The sequence below is a fragment of the Paenibacillus sp. MDV22-iso6 genome, assembly GCF_058408365.1.
This window is the reverse complement of record NZ_JBZVDZ010000003.1, coordinates 239,969-262,147: the sequence shown is the minus strand read 5'-3', so window position 1 is coordinate 262,147 and position 22,179 is coordinate 239,969. Positions and strand designations below refer to the sequence as shown.

Below are 22,179 nucleotides of genomic sequence, written 5' to 3'. Positions count from 1 at the left end.
GATAGGAGTGAATCAAGCGAATTTATGGTATACATACTGGCTTTTATGCTGTCTTTTGCTGTCGTGGTTCTGCTTATTCCGCCGCTTGGTCGACTGGCACATCGGCTCGATTTTGTGGACAAGCCCCGAGAAGATGTGGAGCGTAAGCTGCACAGGCAGCCCATTCCACTGACGGCGAGTTACGCGATATTTACTGGATTCTTCCTGACATACATTGTTCTTACGAAAGAAATTTCATGGGAAACGGCGGCCCTGGTCGCCGGCGGAATGCTTCTGTTAACGATTGGTACAGTTGATGACTGGTACAAAACCAAAGGCAAAGACTTCCCTGCCCTGCCCAAGATGCTCGTACAGGTCTCTGCCGCAGTGCTCGTATTTGCTTCCGGCATTGCGTTCACCGGGTTCGTGAATCCCTTCAATTCCGAATACATTATGCTTCCGATCTGGCTGCAATTTATTCTGACGATCCTGTGGATCTTCGGTGTGACAACAGTCATTAACTTCACGGACGGCATGGACGGATTGGCAGGCGGTTTGTCCGCCATCTCAGCCATTACACTATTTATCGTGGCAATGACCAAAGGCCAAACCGATTCTGCCCTTATGGCCATTACACTGGTCGGTGTAACCCTGGGTTATCTGAAATATAACAAAGCCCCCGCCAAAGTGTTCATGGGCGATGCAGGAGCTACGTTTCTCGGCTTCATCCTGGCGGTAATCGCCCTGGATGGTGCTTTCAAACAAGCGACCATGCTGTCTATCTTCATTCCGATTTTGGCACTCGGTGTGCCGATCTTCGACAACATTTTTGTGGTCATCAAACGTTTCATTCAAGGCAAAGCCATCTATCAGGCAGATGCAAGTCAAGCCCATTATCGCTTGCTGCGCGCTGGCCTGAATCACAAACAGGTGGTTGGCGTCCTGTATCTCATCAGTACCTGTCTATGCCTCTCTTCCATTATTTTGATGCTGGTAGAGATGTAATATTAGTAACAAACGTTTCAACAAAAGATGTAAAAAAAGAGACGAGCCCACTGATCCTATGGCTCGTCTCTTTGCTATTTCACTGACGAAGTGAATTATCCTTTTAATAGAGTAACTACCGATTCGTGCACAAACTTCTGTCAACGCGCCATACTCTATCCGATCCCTGCCCTGCCTGCATCTGCACCTGCACCTTATATTCGCTCTTATCTTGAGGCTACAGGTGGTAGCGTGACCGCAGGTTGCTGCCCATCTGCCCAACCCGGTCGATCAAGTTCAACGAGACGGCGATAACGCTCTTCCCGGGCTAGCAATTGTTCGTGAGAACCCTGCATGGTGATCTGTCCATTTTCCATAAAAATAAGTTCATCCATCCGTTCCACTCCCATCAGGTGATGGGTGACCCAGATCATCGTCTTGCCCTGCATGCTGTCCAGAATCGTCCGCATGAGCGCTCGCTCCGTTACAGGATCAAGTCCTACAGTCGGTTCATCGAAAATAACGACAGGCGTTTCGCGAAGAAGTACCCGAGCCAGTGCAATCCGCTGTCTTTCTCCACCAGAGAAACGAAGTCCTGTCTCCAGCATCGGGGTATGATAACCCTGCGGTAAAGATTCAATGAGATCGGATAAACCTACTTGCGCAGCCACTCGCTGGATTTCCTCGTCTGTTGCATGCGGACGGCCGATCCGCAGATTGTTAGCTACTGTTGTATCAAATAGATGTGGACTTTGGTTCAGCACCGCAATGACATCCGTTATATTTTCGCCCATCGTTTGTACTGGAAGATCATTGATGAATATGTTCCCGGCAGATGGGAGCAACGCTCCCTGAATGAGCTTCAGAAGGGTTGATTTCCCACCGCCGCTGCGACCGAGTATAGCCAAGTGTTTGCCCTGCGGAAGATGAAGAGACACCTCCTGCACAGCCAATGGAGCACCTGACGTATAACGATAACTCACCTGATCGATCTGAATATCGGCTCGCAATCTGGGAGGAATACGTAGGCGGATACGTCGGTCCGACGCTTTTTCCTTACGCTCCAGAGAACCCAGCTGTTGTCCTTCTACAGGATTGCTGCCTGATATACCTGTCGTCATATCATCTTTGGCTCCGGCTGCTGCTTTCGCTTCTTCAGTTCCAGACTGTTCTGGCAGATGCTCTTCACCTTCCAAGTGCTGCAATCGTTCCAGCGATTCACGATACTGCGGGATATGCTCCACCGCATCTCCTACGGGCAGCAGTGCTTCCGTGAGTGGAAACAACACCAGCACAAATGCAGCAATCATAACCGCAGGCAGCTGTCCGGCAGAAGCCGCACTTCCCGCCCATAAGGTCACGGATACCACCATCAGTCCAATCACGCACTGCGCAACCAGATCACGCCAGCGCGTCCATTGCCGCAAGCGGAGTCGAATCATATCTGCCTGTCCTTCAGCCTCTTCCTGCTGACGCACAAATTCTTCAGCTCGTCCACTCGCTATCCAATCCCCGAGGCCAAGCACACCATCGGTCAGACGAGTGTACAACTTGGCGTTTTCCCGCTTCAGCCGCACTCGCAACTTCCAAGTCACTCGGAGGGAAATGGCTGGCAGCACGGCAACCAGAAACAGCATATACAACCCCATCCACATTGCAAAACCCAGATCAACGCTGCCAAAGGCCACAACAGCTCCACCGTACATCATGAGCGCCGTAACCGCCGGAAATACTGTACGCAGGTAAATATCCTGCAGTCGTTCTACATCCTCTGCAAGAGCAGCAAGTACGTCTCCCGTCTGCATACGAGAGCGCAGGAACAGTGCCTGCGGCTCCAAAATCCGATACAGCTTCACGCGCTGATCCGCGAGTATACGCAAAACCGCATCATGACCCGCCAGACGTTCGACATACCGGAATACGGCACGGAAAATCCCAAATGCACGAACACCCACGATAGGTACATATACCATCAAAATATTTTCAGGACGGAGCGCCGACTTGGAGATCAGAAACCCGGAGGTGAAGAGCAGCAGCACAGCACATAATGTAGCGCATATCCCCAGCGCAATGACTGCCACGAGTCTCCAGCGGTACTGTGCCACGTACGGAGTGATCCAGCTATTCTTTTTGCTCCCGCTCCGGGCTGTTTCTGTCTGCTCATATCCGGCTTTCATCTTACACCGCCTCCATCTGGGCCTGAATCATCTGGTAATATACGCCTTGTCGGGCCAACAATTCCTCATGTGTTCCCGTCTCTGCAACCGTGCCGCCCTCCATCACGATAATGCGATCCATATGGGGCATCCAATGCAGTCGATGTGTTGCCAAAAACACCATCTTACCCTCAAACAGCGTTAACATCGTCTGTTTCAGTTCATACTCGGTCTCCACATCCAGATGCGCAGTCGGCTCATCCAGCAGTAGGATCGGGCGCGCACTAAGCAGAGCTCTCGCCAAAGCTACCCGTTGCTCCTGTCCCCCACTGAGCTGCCTTCCCCCAGCCCCGATCGGCTCCTGCAACCCATTCGGCAAGGAGGAGGTAAGCTTATGCAGACCTGCTGCGTGAATGGCGTCAGCCACCTCCGCGTCCGAAGCTTCAGGCATATAGAACCGAACATTATCCGCTAAGCTGCCACTGAAAATAGTTGGATGCTGCGGAATCGCCGCCGTTTGTTTTCTCCAATCTTCCATCATCTCTGGAGATAAGGGCTGGCCGTTATATAAAATCTGACCTGAAGTAAGCTGCTGGAAACCCGCCAGTACATCAATCAGGGTCGATTTCCCTGCTCCGCTCGCTCCGATAATCCCTACTTTACCAAGACCAGAAACCTGAAACGTCACATCATTCAGCGAACATGGCCCGTCTTCCTGATGCCGTACCTGTACGTTAGTGAGCGCCAGTCTGCTCGCTGCCTCCCAAGAGGGTTTCGATGAGAAAGCAGCCACACCACTTCGAGCATCCACCTCACGCATGACCACCCGTATGGTGGATGGAGCCACACCGCTTAGGCCAGAAGAAAGCTCAGAAGAAGAGGATTCTCCGTTCTTTTCTGACACCCCATGCAGAACAGCACTCGTGTATGCTTCCTTTTGCTTACGTTCGGCCATTTTCCCTCGTTCAATCATCTGGCTGATCGATTCCCCGGCCTCTTTACCGTCCAGTGTAGCGTGGTAATCTGCGCCTACCATTCGTACAGGCAGGAAGTATTCCGGCGCGAGAATGAGTACGGTCAGCGCTGGTCCAAGCAGCATATGTCCTTCCGTCAGGCGCAGCCCCAATCCAACCGCCACCGAAGCCACCGACAGCATGGTGAAGAAATCGAGTGCGAAGGAGGATAGAAAAGCCATACGCAGCGTAGACATCGTAGCCTTGCGATATCGCTGACTGACCCGAACGATTGTTTCTCCATGCTTAACGCTTTGTCCCAGTGTTTTGAGTGTTTCCAGTCCACGGAGCGTATCTACGAAATGGTTGGCCAGCGCTTTGTACGACTTGAACTGTCCATCGATCTTGCGTTGTGCAGCCAACCCCACCAAAATCATAAACACAATCAGGATCGGCAGCGTCAGCGTCAAAATAACCCCGGACATCATATCCAGCTTGAAGACATAGAACAGAATAACGATTGGCGTGAACCCCATCCCCAGCATTCGGGGAATAAACAGTTCAAGATACGTCTTATACTGGGCTGTTCCTTCGCGTGCCAAGGTTACCAGGTGCCCTGTTCCTTCCGTTTTGGCAAAACGCGGCCCCAGCCGGAACCACTGCTCCACCATCTGTCTACGCAGATCGTTCCCTGTCTTCTCCGCGTACCGCGAAGCGATGAGCTGCAACCAGAACGATAGGGCATAGCGGGCGGCAAAAGCGGCCAGGAACAACAGCAGCACTGGGTACTGCTCCGTTACAGGTGAACCTTGAAACAATGCCGTAATCGCCTGTGCCAGCCATTTCGCCTGCATGATAATCGTCATTGCCTGCAACAGTACCAGCGCTGAAGCCAGCGCCAGTACCGGTCGAATGCCCGGCAGCTTCAACAGCCCCCGTCCCATATCAGTACTCCAGGTGATGCTGGTCGTTCAGACGTTTGCGGAAAATATAATAACTCCAGATCTGATAACCGAGTACAAACGGAAGCAGCGTACAAGCCACAATCGTCATCACTTTTAGCGAATATGCACCGGATGAAGCATTGTAGACCGTCAGGTCAAACGCCGAACCCATTGAACTCACCATGACCCTTGGGAACAGACCGATAAATACGGAGGCAAACGCGATTGCAATCACGGCTCCAGTCATGCCGAAAGCCCAGGCTTCACGTTTCTGTCGCACGAAGTAAGCGGCCAAACCCAATGAAGCAGCGCCAAGGACAACCATAATCCAGAGAGCCCAGCCGCGTACGGCAAACACATCGGTCATGAAGTATGTCATCACAGCGTAGATCACGAGGATCGCGGCCAGCGGCAACATCAGTATTTTGGCCATATTCAGGGCACGTTCTCTAAGATCTCCGACGGTCCGCAATGAAGCAAACAGCAAACCGTGCACCAGACACAACAACGTAACGCTCAACCCACCTACCACCGTATACGGATTGACGATGTCCAGGAAGCCGGGACGGAGCTGCATCTGCGCATCAATAGGCAGACCTTTCATCAAGGTAGCGAAAACAACCCCGAACAGGAATGGCAGTAGCGCACTGGAGACTACGATAATGATGTCCCATGTTTTGCGCCAGCGTTCATGTCTCATCTTGCTGCGGAATTCAAAGGCAACTCCGCGGCCGATCAAAGCCAGCAGCACCACGACCAGTGGCAGATAAAACCCGCTAAACAGCGTGGCGTACCAATGCGGGAAGGCTGCAAACATTGCACCCCCTGCCGTAATCAGCCAGACCTCATTGCCATCCCAAAACGGACCGATCGAGTTGATTAGAGTACGACGTTCACGATCCGTTTTGCCAATCATTGCAGTGGACATGCCCACACCAAAATCAAAACCTTCCAGAAAGAAAAAACCAACAAACAAGACGGCAATCAGCAAAAACCACAACTCACTTAGTGACAACAGAATAACCCCCATCCACGCCGAACGGATCGGCCGATTCATCATGCTCCTCCGGCTTTTCGACTGCATATGGCCCTGCCTTGATTTCACGAACGAACAGATAGACCATCACCGCTCCCAGGATTGCATAAGTGACTGTAAATGCGATGGTGGAAAACAAAATCTGACCTGCGCTTACGTTCGGGGATACCCCGGCTTCCGTCGTCATATAACCGAATACCGTCCACGGCTGCCTTCCTACCTCAGTCATAATCCATCCCGATGTATTGGCGATAAACGGCAGAGAGATGGCAAACACCATCAAGCGCATAAACCATTTGCCTGCTCCCTCTAATTTGCGGCGCATCGCCAGGAATGTACCGTAGATCGCTAGCAAAATCATCAATCCGCCCGCAGCAATCATGATGCGGAAGCTCCAGAACGTCGTCCGTACCGGTGGAATATAGTCCCCTGGTCCATACGTTTGCTCATACTCCGCTTGCAGCTCCTTCATGCCTTTGACACTGCCAGAGAACTTGCTATAGGACAGATAACTGAGCAATCCAGGGATTTTGATCTCGCCGGAATTTTCCTGTTTGTCCGGATCAACAAAGGCTACCACCGTCCATGGTGCCGGATCTTCCGTCGTCGTCCATGTTCCTTCACTGGCCGCCATTTTCATAGGCTGCGTCTCCACCAGATATTGCGCCTGGAAGTGACCCGAGAAGGCAACTCCCAGCGAGGAAACCAGACCAATTATGATGGCAGTGTTGAACGATTTGCGGAAGATCTCCACATCCTGCTTCTTCATCAACTTGTAAGCACTAATCCCGGTTACGACGAATGCGCCTGTCATTAGGGCACCAAAGATCGTGTGTGGGAACTCTACCAGCAGTTGACCATTCGTAATCAGTGCAAAGAAATCATTCATCTCAGCGCGGCCATTATTAATCTCGAAGCCAACCGGATGCTGCATGAATGAATTGGCTGCCAGAATCCAGAGCGCAGACAGGAATGTGCCGATGAATACCAGCCAAATGCAGGCCAGATGCACCTTCTTGGACAAGCGTTCCCATCCGAAAATCCAAAGCCCAATAAAGGTAGACTCCATAAAAAACGCCAGCAAGGCTTCAATTGCCAGTGGCGCACCGAACACATCCCCGACAAACCGGGAATACTCGGACCAGTTCATGCCGAACTGGAATTCCTGAAAGATACCTGTGACCACACCGACGGCAAAGTTAATCAGGAACAGTTTGCCCCAAAATTTGGCCATCGTTTTGTAAACTTCCTTACCCTTTACTACGTACAACGTCTCCATAATCGCTACCAGCAGTACAAGACCAATGGACAGCGGTACAAAAAAGAAATGGAAAATCGTTGTGAGCGCATATTGGATACGCGATAACATGATCGGATCCATACCGTTACCCCTTCTTTCTGTTCATATCGCAGTTTTCGTATTTGGCATTGAAGCCCCTTCTTCAGTTTCTGTCAGCCAAACACGTATTGATGAACGTATTGTGCCAGATAGACTATTTTATACATGTGACAATTATCACAAACCCTGCCATGACAGCAAAAAAAAGTGACGATGGTCACACAATAGAAAAAAACAAGCCTAATGTTAGAGCTTGCCAGCTTCGTCTATTCACGGAAGATGCTCATGTTTAGGACGGAACGCCCATATGTTAGTCTCAGGCATAAAATACGCTGGGCAAAAAAGGCATTACATATTGAATTATTGGATTCATTGATATCATTCAAAGCAGCGCCAATCCGATGTTTATCAGATGGTACTGCTTCAATCCATGAACGGACAAAAATGCAAATCAAGTGAGGTGATTCATCAATGGAAGAGCTGTCTCCGATCCCGGACCCGGAGCCTTATCAAGGGGTAGATGTAGAAGAGTCAAGTACGGCCCTGCCTGCCTTTCGTTATGTCCTTTTCCCCCGGAAGGGAGGATGGTCTGCTTTTCCCTATCCAGACATCGCTGCTCTGATGGTTGCGGAAGGGCTTGTCTACTATGTCAGTAGCCTGGAGCGCTCCGAGGAAATGCCTGCGAATATCACCGTCATCACGCTTCCCGAAGCAGAACAATTGCTGCAGGAGCCCCGTACGGTTGCTGTGGTTGCGCATCCCTACTGGCTGACCGCCACAGCCTCGCTCCATCCGGAGCTCTGTATTGTACTTCTTCCCGAGCCAGTTGGTGAAGAAGCGGAGTCCCCCTTATGGGAGAGCTGCATTTCAAGACTGGTCGGTATCGCCGATCTGGTGGGCACGACTTCAGAAACACGCTATATGAAGCTGGTATTCCAGGGGGTACGCGCCATCTGGCTGAATGGAGAGGATACCTCTCCTGCTGGTGTCATGCAAAAGGATGACCTCGAGGTCCCTCTCCGGGACTATGAACTGCTATTCCTGCATGCGCTGCGACAGACGCTCTCGGGTGTTCAGGATACGGTCACCCAGCTGCAATGCAGTGTGCGGGCCGACTTCTATCGTCAGCTTCGTTCCAAAGCAGGAGCGCATGAGACGATTTCCTTTTTGCTGGCAGCCTATGAATATGTGCTAGAGGATTCCAGAGCGGCCACTTCACTCAAGGAAGCCTTCTCTCACGCGGTATTAAACGGGCGCAATGATTGTGTAAGCTCCCACTATCGATTCCTCTCCGCGATTCATGCAAGGGCCGGGGAAATCGAGAACGCGTTGCAGGTGTATGGAATCAGCGCAGGTAACGATCAGGAACGGCACCATTATGAACAACTTTGTCGCTGGCTGGAGGCCGGGGAGGAACAGCTTGTCCGGGCAGAACTGCTGCGTCTGAATGATGATTATGGAAACGCATTGCACATTTTGGATGAACTCGGAGGCGAAACGGCACGGCATTGGAAATTTCGTATCTATCAGGAGACTGGACGTGTGGAAGATGCATTAGATTTGGTGCATGCAGTGGATATTCAGGATAGCCCCAGCCGACAGGATTATCGGCAGCTATCGGGTCTAGCTCTGGCTCTGCGCGGAGAACGTCACGGGGCGGTGAGACAATTTCTGGAGACGGCACTGGAGGATGAAGATGCTCTTGCGCGAATCGTCGAGATGGAGCTGTTGGATCAAGCCGTCCAGCAATTGCTGGGGGAGGTGCCATGATGCTGGACCCGAAGAAGCGCAGACAACATGTGAATGGACCGATGGTGCACAAGGATATACGATCCGAAACAACTCATACTCCAACGGAAACGCCGGAATCGCTGCATGCTGACCCAGAGGGGCAAGGCGATCAGCAGCATGCTGCAAAACACCAGGATACAGGCCTATTCAGAGAGCCGTTTTCCGTTCGTCGGGTTCGTAAAAGTCAGGGCAATAAACTGACCGCCATGCTTCAGGTACGTAACGAGCGCGGGCGATATCTGGAGGAAGTGCTGGACGATCTGAGTGAATTCGTAGATGAGATCGTCATTGTGGACGATGCCAGCACAGATGGAACACCCGATATATGCAGAGCCTATCCAAAGGTCGTTCGTCTGGAAGTGCTGGAAAAGCCATTATTTGCGGAGGAATGGCGATTACGCAACGCTCTATGGCAAGCAGCGGCAGGTACCTCCCCGGATTGGCTGCTCTCGGTTGATGCCGATGAGCTATACAGCACGGAAGCGAAGAAAGCAATACGCGCTCTGATTAACCAGGATCACGCGGACTGGATCGCTTTCCGCTTCTACGATATGTGGGGCGGACGAACCCACTATCGGGAAGATGACCTTTGGGGGCTTCACCGACGTCATACCGCTTCCCTGGTCCGTTATATGCCAGGTTATCCTTACTTTTATCCGCAGCAAAATCATCATGTGCCTCGTCTTCCCTTGCCCTGCACTGTATTGCCTGGAATCAGCACAGAATTGAAAGTCCAGCATCTGGGCTGGGCCGGAAGTCTGGAGGATCGGGTTCGGAAATATTTGCGTTATAAACGAATTGATCCACACGGCGAGTGGGGCAGCCTGGAGCACTATGAATCGATTCTTGATCCGGAGCCCCGACTGATTCCGTGGAAGGAGGAGCAGTGAAATGGGCGTGGTCAGCATATTGACACACAGCTTCACCGATGGATATAACCGGGAATTCAGCCGGGTGTTCGGGGGCGGTCTGGAGCGTTACGTCCTGGATTTATGCAGTGTAATCCGCGGATTGGGACACATCCCCGAGGTTCATCAACTGTCCTATTTTGAAGCTTTTCAGACCCGTACGGAACAGATTGATGTGTACGGATATGCCTACGATATGAATGATGTGCCCGAAGCTTTTGCCCGAATGGCTGCCGCAGCACGAGGACCTGTGATCTATGCAAGCTGCCTGTGGCAGCCCATTGCCTACAAGCCGGGCAGTCTCGGCATCTGCCACGGTATTAACTGGGATCGTCCCGCGCTGCCGCTCGAAACCAAGCAGCAAGTCGCGGAGCATATTCAGCTGGCACTGGATGGACTTGTACGCATCGTGTCGGTCGATTCGCATTTTCAGACCTTTTGCCGTGCTGCTTGTACGTTTGCCGATGCCGGTCAGGTTGTGCTCATTCCCAATGCAGTGGATACCTCCTACTTCACGCCTGCTCCGCCAAGGCGTACATTCGAGCATGAACAGGAAGAAGAATGGCTGGCAGCATGGAAGAAGGATCTTGCAAGTCATGAAGATCATAGTGAAGCTGTCATCTCGGGGTTGAATGCTCCGTCATCCGTGGGGGAAAGAAACGATGGAAACGGCATGGTGCGGGCGGACAGATCCGAGGTGACAGTAATCGCTGAAGAACTGGACTCGCCAAATATCAGACAGGGCATGGCTGGTCACCAGCCAAATGTGCTAACGGGTAATCATTTGAAGGAGCAGGAGGATGAAACAACGACTGCAATCCATGTGAGCCCTTCCCGTCCACTACGCATTTTATATCCACGCCGCATCAGCATGGAACGGGGCATTATTCCGATGATGCTGGCAGCTGACCGACTGCTCGGTGCCTTTCCTGATCTAGAGGTCGAATTTGCCGGAGAGCTGGTTGAAGGCAGCACGGTGGGCCGATCCTTCCGGTATTGGCATCGCACGCACCCTCATGCGGATCGAATTATACAGCGCACGTATGATTTTCGGGATATTCGCGAGGCCTACCATCAGGCAGATATCGCCGTGATTCCGACCGTCTTCTCGGAAGGAACATCCTACGCTTGTCTGGAGGCGATGAGCTGTGGGCTTCCGGTTGTTGCTTCCAATGTTGGCGGTCTGAATGATCTGATTCAGGATGGCTTCAACGGACTGCTGGTACCTCCAGGTGAAGAAGCGCTGACCGCTGCGCTGGTACGCCTCGTTCAGGATCGGGCCGAGCGGGAGCGGCTGGGTATCTATGCCCGAGAGACGGCGCTGTCCTACGACATATCCCACTGGCGGCGCAGGTGGAGTACGGTATTGGAATCTTTTTTGGCAGAAGCAGGATTAAAGGAGGGAATTCGGGGATGATGGATACGCCAAATGCAACGGATTTCACGGAATCAAGATACATTCGGGAGGGTGACCCCAAAACGGATACATTGGTTTTTCCACTGCATCCTGCGTGGTGGAGCCGTCCGTACGAGTACGAATGGGCACGCTTGTTTGCGCGGCAGGAAGACGTCGTACTCGACGCTGCCTGTGGTATATCCCATCCGTTCAAATTCTGGCTGGCAGAGCACTGCCGGGAAGTTCATGCCTGTGATTGGGATGAGCGCATTTTGTCCAGAGAAGCGATCCGGCTGGATATCGCTTCTGATTTTGGTGAACAGGCCGCACGTGACCTGCCGGAATCGAGCCTGGACCGACTAAATCTTGCGCAGGCCAATCTGGCTCAGCTTCCGTATGAATCGGAGATGTTTGACAGCTTATTCTGCATCTCTGTGTTGGAGCATCTGGATACAGGCACGATGCTGCGCGCCTTTCGCGAATTCGCCAGGGTGCTGAAGCCGGACGGACGGTTGATAGCCACGTTTGATGTGCCCGAGATGCGTCCGGACCTGCTGGAGACGATTATGGCTGTTACCGGACTGACGATCGAAGGCAAGCTGAGCGTGAAAGAACCAGAGGATGCCATCTGGTCTGACATGTACGGCCCGGCAATCCGTTGTTTTCGTGCTGTTATTCGTAAAGAGTAATTGGGATGGATAAACGGGATCACGGATCAGGGGCATAGATTAAGATTAACTCTACATCCTTAAAACCCTTGGATTGCCTAAGCGTTAGAGATGAACCAGCAGCATGCTGCACTGGTTAGCGTATGCTTCGGTGGATGCTGCGCCGGGTGATGTCAGGCGCAGCAGGGTGTGCAGGCCCGGCGGGATTGTCGTCGTCGGGCTGCCGGAAGCGGCAGGTTGCCGTGCAGTGACTTGGGCCCATTTGGCCCAATCACGCGCAGTGCGCTGCCGCCCGGCGAGCAAAGCGAGCGTGCCCGCCAGTACCATGGCGGGCACTTCGTGCGTGAAGGGCTGCTGCGCGCCATGCGGCGTGCCGAACAGCGCAAGCAGCCCTTCACGCACGCTTGCGGGCGCGCGCAGCAGCCCGCAGCGGGCCGCAGGCGGAAGCGCCGCGAGCAGCGCCGGCGCCTGGCCGGGCGGCAGGGCCCGCAGCAGGCGCAGCCATGCGGCCCAGGCGCCTACGCGTGCGAGCGCCAGCGCCGCGGCGTGCACGGCCTGCGGCGCTGGCGCGGCGCAGCTGGCCGGAGCGCCCCGCAGCAGCGCATCGGCTGCGCGGGCTGCATCGGGCGTGGCTGCCTGCTCGCGGGCCTTACGCCGCGCTGGCGGCGACGCGGCTGCGCCTCGCGCTGAGCCCGCAGCAGCACTGGCGAAGGGCTCGCCGGGCTGCTTGTGGCCGAGCGCCCACAGCACCAGCGCCGCCTCCGGCCCGTGCTGCGCATGCGTCGCCCAGGGCTGCAAAGCCGCACGGGCAGCGGCGTCCTCGCCGAGCTGGGCCAGCGCCAGCCCGGCGGCGAGGGGCTGCGCCCGCAGCGCGGCGGACAGCGATGCCGCGTGGCGCAGCAGCCATTCGGGCCGATGCGCATCCAACGCGGCCGGGATCAGCGACTGCCAGGCCGCAGGCGGCAGGCTGATCCGCTGGGCTGCGCTTGCGATGGCGTTCGGCCGCCCGCTAGCTGCGGCCAGCAGTAACAGCCGCTGCCATGCTGGCAAGCTGCCGGGCTGTACGGCGAGCGCAGATGTATAAGCCTTAGCTGCCTCCTGCCAGCAGCCCAGCCGTTCATGGGCCATGCCTTCCAGAGTCAGGCTGCGATACGTTCCGGCACCGGACACGGACGTATATCGACTGGCTGTGGAAGCTGCTGCTTTGGCCTGCTTGAGCCAGTCGAGCGCCGCAGCATCCCGTCCTTGATCGAGCTCCAACACAGCACCAAGCTCCAGCAAGTCAGGGAAGTCAGCATACAGCGGCCTCCATTCCTCAACGATAGCGAGTGCTCTCTCTGGGCGGCTACGTTCCCGCCAGGCATAAGCCGTTTTGAGTACCAGATCCGAATGATAGCCACATTCCGGCGTAAGCTTTGCCAGCAAAGGTTGTAACAACTTGAGCGCTTCATCGTATCTCGCTTGCTGAAACCACTCGGCAGCCATGGCATATAACAGTTCCGGTTGATCCGGCGACTTATGGAGGGCGGAGCGAATCAGCCGCATATTGCGCTCGGGTTTATTTTTGCCAACAATAACGTGCTCCAGGTAGCCATAATGAATAATCTCAAGCTCGGAATCGACCACACCCCACGGAGCGAAGGATAGAATCGAAGATGCCACTTCTTCATGAATCATCCCTTGAAAAGCAATCCGGGGATCATTCCGAAATAAACGACACACCGCATCCGTCACACGCTCTTCTCCTGACATTCCGAGCAAACTTGTGACCTGTATCCAGTAGCCCCATACGTCGTCCTGACTTGAGGTCAGCAGCCGCTTCATCTTCGTCAGATTGTGCTCGGTCTGCATCCAGACTTCATCCGCATCCAGTACCAGAATCCAAGGATGAGTGGCCGCAGCAAGAGACAGGTTGCGGGCAGCACTAAAATCTCCGGTCCATGCCGCACTGATGACAACCGCCCCATAACGACGGGCAATATCGATCGTCTCATCCGTTGATCCCGTATCCACAATGATGATCTCATCCACAACATCCTGAATAGCATCCAAGCATCGCTGAAGCGACCGGGCCTCATCCTTCACAATCATGCACAGGCTGATTCCTGTCTGCATGTTCATCCTCCCTCCTTCCTATACGGGGTTCTGCTCTCTTTCATTCAATCTTCAAAACTCAAAACCATCCGGCCCCGGTAAATCCAGCCTAATCTGTTGAACCACAGGCCAACAACGGTCTCGCTGTCCTTCTGTCCCTTGAGCATATGCCTCCAAGTGATGATCGGCAGCACTGACAAACCCTTTCACCAACCAGCTGGTTCCCACACGTGAATCGGAGGCTCCGGAAAAGGGTTCTCCCGCTTCCTGCCGGGCTCCTTCCACCAATGGATACACTCCTTCTGCCAACTGCCCCTGACCAAGCTGAACCAGCGCATGCAGCATATCCCATTTCCCGGATTGCACACACCCTTCCATCATTAATCCAATTGCCTGCCAGCCATTATATGCTGTCCCAGCAGCCACGTTTGAGTCGTCATTTTGGGCAACGGCTTGTGAACTCCCGATTCGTTCTGTCTGTTGATATCGCTCCGACTCCGTACCCGGTTGCGAATGACGATACAGCCACGCAGTCAGTTGATCTTTCCCCTCTATTGGTCTACCTTCAATCCAGTTTAGTCGCTCTATCCAATGGGTAGCCGGTACAGAAAGCTCTCCTTTTTTTCGCCGTATCGTGTCCAGCTTAAGGCGTGCCTTGTTCCATTTTCCCTGTTGAATCTGAAGCAAAGCCTCAGCCATGGATAACCTCTCCCGCATCTCCCCGGAAAGGTCTGAAGATATGTCTGGCAACAACTTCACAGCTGTATCATAGCAACGACACTGCTCCAGAATGCCCAATACTTTCTGGATCGCCTCTTCTGAAGTAATTGCAAATCGCTCCTTAATCAGCTCCACCAAGTGTTGCTCTTGACCCGAAACCCGCATGATCCGAAAAATCCGGTACAACGGCGGCAGCAGGCTCGATTTCGCACGGACTGCTTCCACATAAGCATCCACAGCACCTTCAAGATCCGCCCGCCCCTCCAGCAGCCTACCCAAGGTATACCAGGTCTGATAGGTTCCAATTCCTTCTTCTGTATGAAATATGGGTGGCGGCGGTCCCATACGAACTGCTTCACGCAGCGATAGTTCTGCCTTTTCGGTCTCCCCCAGCGCCTCCTCACATACTCCGCGATGATGCAGCAGGTCCGTGTATTCTGGGAAGAGTTCAAGAGCAGCATGGATATGATCCAATGCTTCCTGCCAGCGACTCAAATGCTGGAAACAGCGAATCTCATATTTGAACAACAGATGTGCATAACTTGTCAGGGTTGGATCAATTCCCGCTTTTGCTACGCCAAACGTCTTCAGCGCCTGTTCCGTTTCTCCCATCCGCAGATACTCGACACCCAGGTTATAGTGATGGAACGGCTGCTTCGGCTCTTCCTCCACCGCCTGTTGAAGCAAACGCAAATTCCGGTTCACCTTATCCTTGCGCTCCACAATGGCTGTCTGATACCCGTAATGGTGAATGATCATGTCTGTCACGTGAAAAGCAGCCTGTGGATTCTTCCGACAGATTGCCAACGCAATCTGCTCATGAATCCGACCCTCAAACCGATGCTCCGGCTCGTTCCTGAAGAGGCGCAATACCGGATTTACCGTCACCCCCTGCTGACCTGAACCCGTATAGTTATGGATATTTAAAAACAATCCGTCACATCCGCTGGCTGCCGTCCAGCTTCTGATCTGCTCCCGTGCATTCTCATCCAACGCCTCGTCCGCATCGAGAAAAAGAATCCATTCGCCCGAAGCCCGCTCCAGCCCAGCATTTCGTGCCGCGGCAAAATCGTCGCTCCACACAAACGGCACAACTACTGCCCCATATTCCCTGGCAATGGCAGCACTTCGGTCCGACGAACCGGTATCCACAACAATGATCTCGTCCACCGCCCCGCGGACACTTTCAAGACAATGAGGCAACAGTTCTTCTTCATCCTTCACGATCATGCATAATGAAATGTGCTTGGTCGGCAAGCTGGTTCCTCCTCTCCTTCGCATGGAACACCGTACGCCACGGAATGCCTTCGACGGTGCGCAGCTGCTGATCCAGCACAGTCTGTTGTGCCATAAGTACTTTGTCAGCGGGAGAGCGAGTTCGTTCCTGTCTGATAACCTCTAGCGCCAACCTCATATAACAGACAGCAGCTCCAGCTCTCGCCTGTCGCTGTTCTGAATCCTTCTCCAATGCCTGCTGGAAAAGAATCAATGCCTGATTGTAATGCCCTTTAGCATACACGGCTTCCCCAAGGTAAAAGAGGCTTTCCGCATCCAAATCGCCTTGTGACATACATTGAATGAGCAGATCTGCGGCAGCCATGGTGTATCCCTGGCGGTAAAGAACAGCGGCCAGCCATTGGCTATGAACATCATTTTCGTCGTGTTCAGGGTTAGTCGAAGCCATCTTCTCGTACAGCTTCCTAACAAACGCCAGTTGCCCCATCTGCACTGCCCGTGTCAATATGTTCTTACTCAGCTCCGTTGCGGCCTGAAGCGTCTGGTGAACTATTTTCCCATCTCTGTCATCCTCGGCATGCACGCGTTTTCCCGTATCCAGCAGGTCATTCAGCAGTTTCCAGCCTTCCCTCTCCTGAGGTTCTGCTGCTACCATAAATGATTCGGATACAGATAATTCATTTGTCCAATAGGTCAATGCCAAGTCCAATCGTTGCTCAGGCTGGAAGTTAATGCCCGCAATATCCTCCTCACTCCACTGATTCTGCACGTACTGCAAGGCTTCTGATACCCTGTTGGCACATAACATCCAATACAGATAATCTTCATGTTTTATAGGCGTATTTCGGTCATCTCCATCTAGCAAGTTCAATGCCTGCCCATATGCTCCACTGGAAGCAAGTGCATAAACCACATGCGCCAGATCATCCTCGTATGTTATTACGCTCGGATCTGAATCCTCTTCCTTTGAGCGCTCTTTCTTTGAATACTCTTTCCAGCGTGCGAGTAATGTCTCAGTTATGCTTTCATCCGTCTCTCCCGATTGCTGCAATACATCGGCTAACCCTGTCCATGCAGGAGCATACGTGATCTCGCTCCCCAGAGCCAGGCTGTACAGATGAGCAGACTCCTGCAGAAAGCCTCTTTTCTGTGCAAGCCTTCCCATGGCTGTATAGGCCTTGTAGCTATCGCAACCTATATCCGTTACGTAATATCTTTCCATTCGAGCTGGCTCTCTGTGAACATCTTCAGAGGACTTGCCCTCACATAATTCATCGCTTCCTGGTTTATCTGTTTGCTCAATTGCCTGCTGATGTACGCCTCGAATCTCTGCCTTGTTATTGTCCTTGAGATCAGCTCCATTGAAGCCCTCCCGGCAATCTGTTGCTCTTGCATAAGACTTGTAGGCCCTCTCCTCCAGACCCTGTTGCTCCAAAATCTCTCCATATATCAGATGCAGGTCGGCATACCCTGCATAACGCTGTCTTTCTACCGCCAATAACCCATGAGCCTCGTCATAGCGCCCCATTGCCAGAAGAACCTTGGCATAGTCCCGAACCAGGGTGGAGCGATACGGAGCTTGCAGGGGTGTATGAAGAAAGGATTCAGTAAAGGCTTCTGCTGCCTGTTCGATATTCCCTAGCTGGCAGTATGTTACCCCCACATTATAGAGGTGAAAAGGTTGCCCCGGACGATCAGCTAATTCCAGCTGCAAAAGCTTTAGATTACGCAAGGGTTTATGTCCTAGAGCAATCGTGGACGGCAAATAACCATCATGAACCAAACACAGTGGAGCCAAGGGTTCATACTCGGCAATCCCGTCTTCCTCACGGGTAAAGGAGTCGTTTATGTCCTGATCATCGGCTTCTTGTTCTCCACAATTCCTTGTACCGCCACGAACCAATTGCTCATGAATACGCCCCGCATACCGATATCCTTGATGAGCGCGAAAAAGACGCACAGGTTGGAAGATGACACTCTCTCCCGTTCCCTCGCCAATTCGGTTCTCTATCGTAATCCGCAGTCTCGAAACGCTCTTATGGACCTTCGGTAGATAATCCAAAAGCTCTTCCAATCCCTGTATGACATACTCATCCGCGTCCAGACACAGAATCCATTCCGTGCTCGCGAGAGGCAAACTTATATTTCTGGCATGTGCAAAATCATCTTTCCAACGGGTGTGAAGCACCGTTGCTCCATAATGTCTGGCGATCTCCGGTGTATGGTCTGTTGAGCCGGTATCTATAATGAAACATTCGCTGCCCATCGGCTTGAAGCTGTCGAGACAGCGGGCCAGATGATGTTCTTCATTTTGCACAATCATATGAATTCCGAGTAACCTGTTCTGCATATGCAGCCACCTCCAATGCAAAAAAAGTACATGAAGCCCACCAAAGGGACTCCATGTACCTATATGACAACAAACCGGGTTATGTGCCTTGTCCATTGAAGAACACATCAATCGTGCTGGATGCTCCCAGCAGACTGGAGCGGTAGGAAAGACGTGTATATTTGAGAAAACGCTGCGGCACCAGAACATCGACCGAGCCTGGCAAAATCCCGGTCACCGTGTCCACATCATCGTACCAGTTGGTACCGTTAGCACTGATTTCCACGCGGGCATCGACCCGGTTAAGCCCCGGCCCCCTGTTATATACAAAGAAAGAATAAGTGCCGAATACACTCGTCGTGACCGCCGGAAGCGGTGTAAACGTGTTTGCCGTTGGCGTGCTGAGAAGCTGTGATTCCTGAAAGCTTTTTTGCGAGATGGACGTCACGCTGCTGAGTGTACCTGCCGTAATCGTGGCTCCCAATACGCTGGTAATGGTACCATTCAACAAATTGGTCAACGTTCCGGCTGTAATGGTGGCACCAAGTACACTGGTAATCGTTCCGTTCAGCAAATTCGTTAACGTTCCCGCTGTCACGGTAGCTCCAAGTACACTAGTGATGGTACCATTTAACAAGTTCGTCAGTGTTCCGGCTGTAATCGTTGCTCCAAGTACACTTGTGATTGTACCGTTCAACAGATTGGTCAGCGTCCCTGCGGTAATCGTCGCTCCAAGCACGCTGGTGATTGTACCTGCCGTGATTGTTGCTCCCAGTACACTGGTGATCGTTCCGGCTGTGATTGTCGCTCCGAGTACACTTGTGATTGTACCATTCAGCAAGTTCGTCAGCGTCCCCGCCGTCACCGTGGCTCCAAGCACACTGGTAATCGTTCCGGCCGTGATCGTCGCTCCGAGTACACTCGTGATTGTACCGTTAAGCAAATTCGTCAGCGTCCCTGCGGTCACTGTGGCTCCAAGCACGCTATTGATTGTACCCGCCGTAATGGTGGCTCCCAGTACACTGGTAATCGTTCCGGCTGTGATCGTCGCCCCGAGTACACTGGTAATTGTACCGTTCAGCAAGTTCGTCAGTGTTCCCGCGGTCACTGTGGCTCCAAGCACGCTGGTGATCGTTCCGGCTGTGATCGTCGCTCCCAGTACACTGGTAATTGTACCGTTCAGCAAGTTCGTCAGTGTTCCTGCGGTGATTGTAGCTCCAAGCACGCTGGTGATGGTACCATTGAGCAGGTTTGTTAATGTCCCCGCCGTCACGGTTGCCCCGAGCACACTTGTGATCGTTCCGGCAGTAATGGTGGCTCCCAAAACACTGGTGATTGTACCATTCAGCAGGTTTGTTAATGTTCCGGCTGTGATGGTTGCGCCAAGCACGCTGTTAATTGTACCCGCCGTGATCGTTGCTCCGAGGACGCTGGTAATCGTTCCGTTAAGAATATTTGTGATAGTTCCGGCATTAATCGTAACGGTAGTCAGACCTGAGATATTACTGATCGTACCATCCAAAATAATTCCGAGTACGTTCCCGCTTGTATCGGTGTGAACCGGCTGGGCTGCGCCTGTACTATCATGACCAAAAATCAGAGTTCTCAGATTATCCGGATTCGTGTTAAACGTTGTAAAGTTAGGCATATGCCTCGTCCTCCTCCCTGGTCAAATCGGTTGTAGAATTCCACGTTCTTACGGCATACGCTGTGCCTGAAAATAAACATCGAGCCGGGTCGGCTGATCCGGTTCAACCGATTGGATAACCAGCCGGGTATAACGCAGGAATCGCAGCGGCACAAGCGCTTTGGTCTGCCCTCCGGCAATCACTTCCTGGCTGTCCACAGCATAGTCCCTGGCATTAGGGCTGATCTGAATCTGCACAAGAGCCGGATGTTCGCCCCGATTTACAATGCCATATGTGTACATGCTGAGCGATGAGGTGTCTTGAGCCGGAAGAGAATTCATACTACCGTTTGTCTCGGCTCCGACATACGTATGCTCTGTAAAACAGTGAGTAGCACCAGGGAGTGTCGTACGTGAGGAAGTACCCTGCTTGAACCGGGGACGAGTAATCCGGGAACAAGGAGGTTTCAGCAATTTAGCGCGGCAGGAACGACGGGATTGGCGGCGGCTGACATATTTAGTTGTTTGGTTCGTTTTCTTCTTGCTACGCTTCGCTGTTCGACTCATATCGATTTCCCCTTAAAAAATGTGCTTCCGCATCGTATGCCTGCATGTAAAATACGGGCACGGCATGCGCCGTTATTTGAGGATTTACTATGCATATCCCAAACCCTTCCCTTGTTTCCCACATACACTGCAAGTACAACCTCTTCACGGCTCTCTTTCAAACTTTCATAGAAACAGCTCATTCCAAAAAAATCGCTTTGATTACTTATTCAAGCAGATTGGAGGTGGATTATATGACCAATTCCAATGTATTTAATCAATCCAACGGCCCCTTATATACTCAACTAACTAATACATTCTCTGCCCCCGGCATTGAGTCCACTCCAGAGGGCGGTGCGGCAGCCGCAGGCAGTTCATTTGCACTGACTACCAATAATGTCAGTGTAGGTGCTGGACTAAATCTGTTGCTGCAGGTCGTTAATGCAGCGGGCAGTGGGCGTACCTTGTACGTCTCTAGGATCAGCGGAGGTACAACCGCAGCTGCTACACTCATTGTCTATTCCGGCGGAACCATTACAGGTGGTACCACACCTGCGCCAGTCAATACATTGTTGGGCAATACCAATACGAGTGTGATGACAACAAGGCAAAATACCGGCTCATTAACGGGAACATTAACAAGCTTGTTAAGCATTCCTCTTACAGCGGGCATGTATATGTTAAACCTGAACGGTTCTATCATCGTCCCTCCAGGGCAGACACTATCCATCAGTGCGGGAACGGGTTCCCAAACCGCCTCCATTAATCTTTCCTGGTGGGAATTCTGACATATCATTTAGAAAAGGAGTGTGCACAATGCCGAATGATCACGTGTTCAACCCGCTAAACCGTCCCGTTTATACGTCCATTACGAATACGTTTACTTCTCCCGGCATTGTGGCTCCACCTGAGAATAATGCAGGTAGTACTGGCAATCTGTACAATGCAGGCTCAACCAACTCCACAACACTAGGATTGCTGGGGGGCAGTGTTATTGCTACTGTCCAACTGACCAACCCAGTCGGGAGCGGTAAAAATGTGTATATATCACGGCTTTCCGGTGGAATCACGGTCGCGCTCAACTTGCTTTCTTCCTTCAGTGGTACCATGACTCTGTCTGCAAATGGAACATTGACATCACCGAGCACACTCATACCGGTAAACAATAATTTATCAAGCAGTAATACGAGCATTGCAACGGTACGATTCTCCGCTGCCGCTCCCACGGGTACCACAACCTTATTGGCTATGCCCTTGCAGGTAGGGCCCTTTCTATCCAACGAGTTAGGACGTTACGTGGTTCCTCCCGGTCAGTCCATTAACCTGTCGGTGAGCGGATCCCTGTCTGTTGGTGGGCTGATGGCCTCCACTTCCTATTTCTCTTGGTGGGAAGCATGATGTACTGCCCTATTAAATAGAAATAGCCGCTTACGGATAAGTAACCGTAGCGGCTGTTCATCGTTCGATCTTCTT

The 22,179-nt window shown here is 52.5% G+C and carries 16 protein-coding genes; 7 read left to right on the top strand and 9 right to left on the bottom strand.

All coding sequences use genetic code 11. From position 1 onward, the window contains the following. Window positions 1–24: 24 nt before the first annotated feature. Window positions 25–984: an MraY family glycosyltransferase gene (locus tag AC4PM4_RS10465; RefSeq protein WP_491613557.1), complete on the top strand. Its 960-nt coding sequence runs from the start codon at window positions 25–27 to the stop codon at window positions 982–984. A gap of 206 nt (window positions 985–1,190) precedes the next feature. On the opposite strand, the gene cydC is transcribed toward AC4PM4_RS10465, so the two are convergent. The 4 genes from cydC to AC4PM4_RS10445 are packed head-to-tail and all read right to left on the bottom strand — an operon-like array spanning window position 1,191 to window position 7,433. Further along, entirely contained in the window at window positions 1,191–3,140 is a 1,950-nt protein-coding gene (cydC, locus tag AC4PM4_RS10460) for a thiol reductant ABC exporter subunit CydC (RefSeq protein WP_491613556.1), read from the bottom strand. 1 nt (window position 3,141) lies between these two features. Then, entirely contained in the window at window positions 3,142–5,016 is a 1,875-nt protein-coding gene (cydD, locus tag AC4PM4_RS10455) for a thiol reductant ABC exporter subunit CydD (RefSeq protein WP_072733745.1), read from the bottom strand. A 1-nt stretch (window position 5,017) separates the two neighbouring features. Further along, window positions 5,018–6,034, bottom strand: coding sequence for a cytochrome d ubiquinol oxidase subunit II (gene cydB, locus AC4PM4_RS10450; protein ID WP_491613683.1), 1,017 nt, complete (start codon window positions 6,032–6,034; stop codon window positions 5,018–5,020). After that, window positions 6,018–7,433 (bottom strand): cytochrome ubiquinol oxidase subunit I, encoded by a 1,416-nt coding sequence (locus tag AC4PM4_RS10445; RefSeq protein WP_491613555.1) that lies wholly within the window; start codon window positions 7,431–7,433, stop codon window positions 6,018–6,020. The genes cydB and AC4PM4_RS10445 overlap by 17 nt, the downstream gene beginning before the upstream one ends. A 429-nt stretch (window positions 7,434–7,862) precedes the next feature. Here AC4PM4_RS10445 and AC4PM4_RS10440 point away from each other — a divergent pair, with 429 nt between their 5' ends. Genes AC4PM4_RS10440 through AC4PM4_RS10425 form a run of 4 tightly spaced genes read left to right on the top strand, consistent with a single transcriptional unit; the run spans window position 7,863 to window position 12,175 of the window. Next, window positions 7,863–9,161, top strand: coding sequence for a hypothetical protein (locus AC4PM4_RS10440; protein ID WP_491613554.1), 1,299 nt, complete (start codon window positions 7,863–7,865; stop codon window positions 9,159–9,161). Next, entirely contained in the window at window positions 9,161–10,072 is a 912-nt protein-coding gene (locus tag AC4PM4_RS10435; RefSeq protein WP_491613553.1) for a glycosyltransferase, read from the top strand. Before AC4PM4_RS10440 ends, AC4PM4_RS10435 begins: the two co-directional genes overlap by 1 nt. 1 nt (window position 10,073) lies before the next feature. Continuing rightward, on the top strand, window positions 10,074–11,507 hold the full coding sequence (locus AC4PM4_RS10430; protein ID WP_491613552.1) for a glycosyltransferase family 4 protein: 1,434 nt from the start codon (window positions 10,074–10,076) through the stop codon (window positions 11,505–11,507). Continuing rightward, window positions 11,504–12,175: a class I SAM-dependent methyltransferase gene (locus AC4PM4_RS10425; protein WP_491613551.1), complete on the top strand. Its 672-nt coding sequence runs from the start codon at window positions 11,504–11,506 to the stop codon at window positions 12,173–12,175. The genes AC4PM4_RS10430 and AC4PM4_RS10425 overlap by 4 nt, the downstream gene beginning before the upstream one ends. An 84-nt stretch (window positions 12,176–12,259) precedes the next feature. On the opposite strand, the gene AC4PM4_RS10420 is transcribed toward AC4PM4_RS10425, so the two are convergent. The 5 genes from AC4PM4_RS10420 to AC4PM4_RS10400 form a co-directional block, all read right to left on the bottom strand. Then, complete coding sequence (locus tag AC4PM4_RS10420) at window positions 12,260–14,269, bottom strand: tetratricopeptide repeat-containing glycosyltransferase family 2 protein (RefSeq protein ID WP_491613550.1); 2,010 nt, start codon at window positions 14,267–14,269, stop codon at window positions 12,260–12,262. Between the two features lie 51 nt (window positions 14,270–14,320). Further along, window positions 14,321–16,225, bottom strand: a complete 1,905-nt coding sequence (locus tag AC4PM4_RS10415) for a tetratricopeptide repeat-containing glycosyltransferase family 2 protein (RefSeq protein WP_491613549.1) — start codon at window positions 16,223–16,225, stop codon at window positions 14,321–14,323. Beyond that, on the bottom strand, window positions 16,182–18,554 hold the full coding sequence (locus AC4PM4_RS10410; RefSeq protein WP_491613548.1) for a glycosyltransferase: 2,373 nt from the start codon (window positions 18,552–18,554) through the stop codon (window positions 16,182–16,184). Before AC4PM4_RS10410 ends, AC4PM4_RS10415 begins: the two co-directional genes overlap by 44 nt. A 79-nt stretch (window positions 18,555–18,633) precedes the next feature. After that, a complete protein-coding gene (locus tag AC4PM4_RS10405; protein ID WP_244552129.1) occupies window positions 18,634–20,181 on the bottom strand; it encodes a DUF6385 domain-containing protein in 1,548 nt (515 codons plus the stop codon). 48 nt (window positions 20,182–20,229) lie between these two features. Next, window positions 20,230–20,727 carry a DUF6385 domain-containing protein gene (locus AC4PM4_RS10400; protein ID WP_491613547.1) on the bottom strand — a complete coding sequence of 166 codons (498 nt, stop codon included), beginning with the start codon at window positions 20,725–20,727 and terminating at the stop codon, window positions 20,230–20,232. Between the two features lie 233 nt (window positions 20,728–20,960). Between AC4PM4_RS10400 and AC4PM4_RS10395 the strand changes: the two genes are divergently transcribed. Both AC4PM4_RS10395 and AC4PM4_RS10390 read left to right on the top strand, forming a co-directional pair. Beyond that, entirely contained in the window at window positions 20,961–21,494 is a 534-nt protein-coding gene (locus AC4PM4_RS10395) for a hypothetical protein (RefSeq protein WP_076287407.1), read from the top strand. Between the two features lie 28 nt (window positions 21,495–21,522). Then, window positions 21,523–22,104, top strand: coding sequence for a hypothetical protein (locus AC4PM4_RS10390; RefSeq protein ID WP_491613546.1), 582 nt, complete (start codon window positions 21,523–21,525; stop codon window positions 22,102–22,104). Window positions 22,105–22,179: the final 75 nt, after the last annotated feature.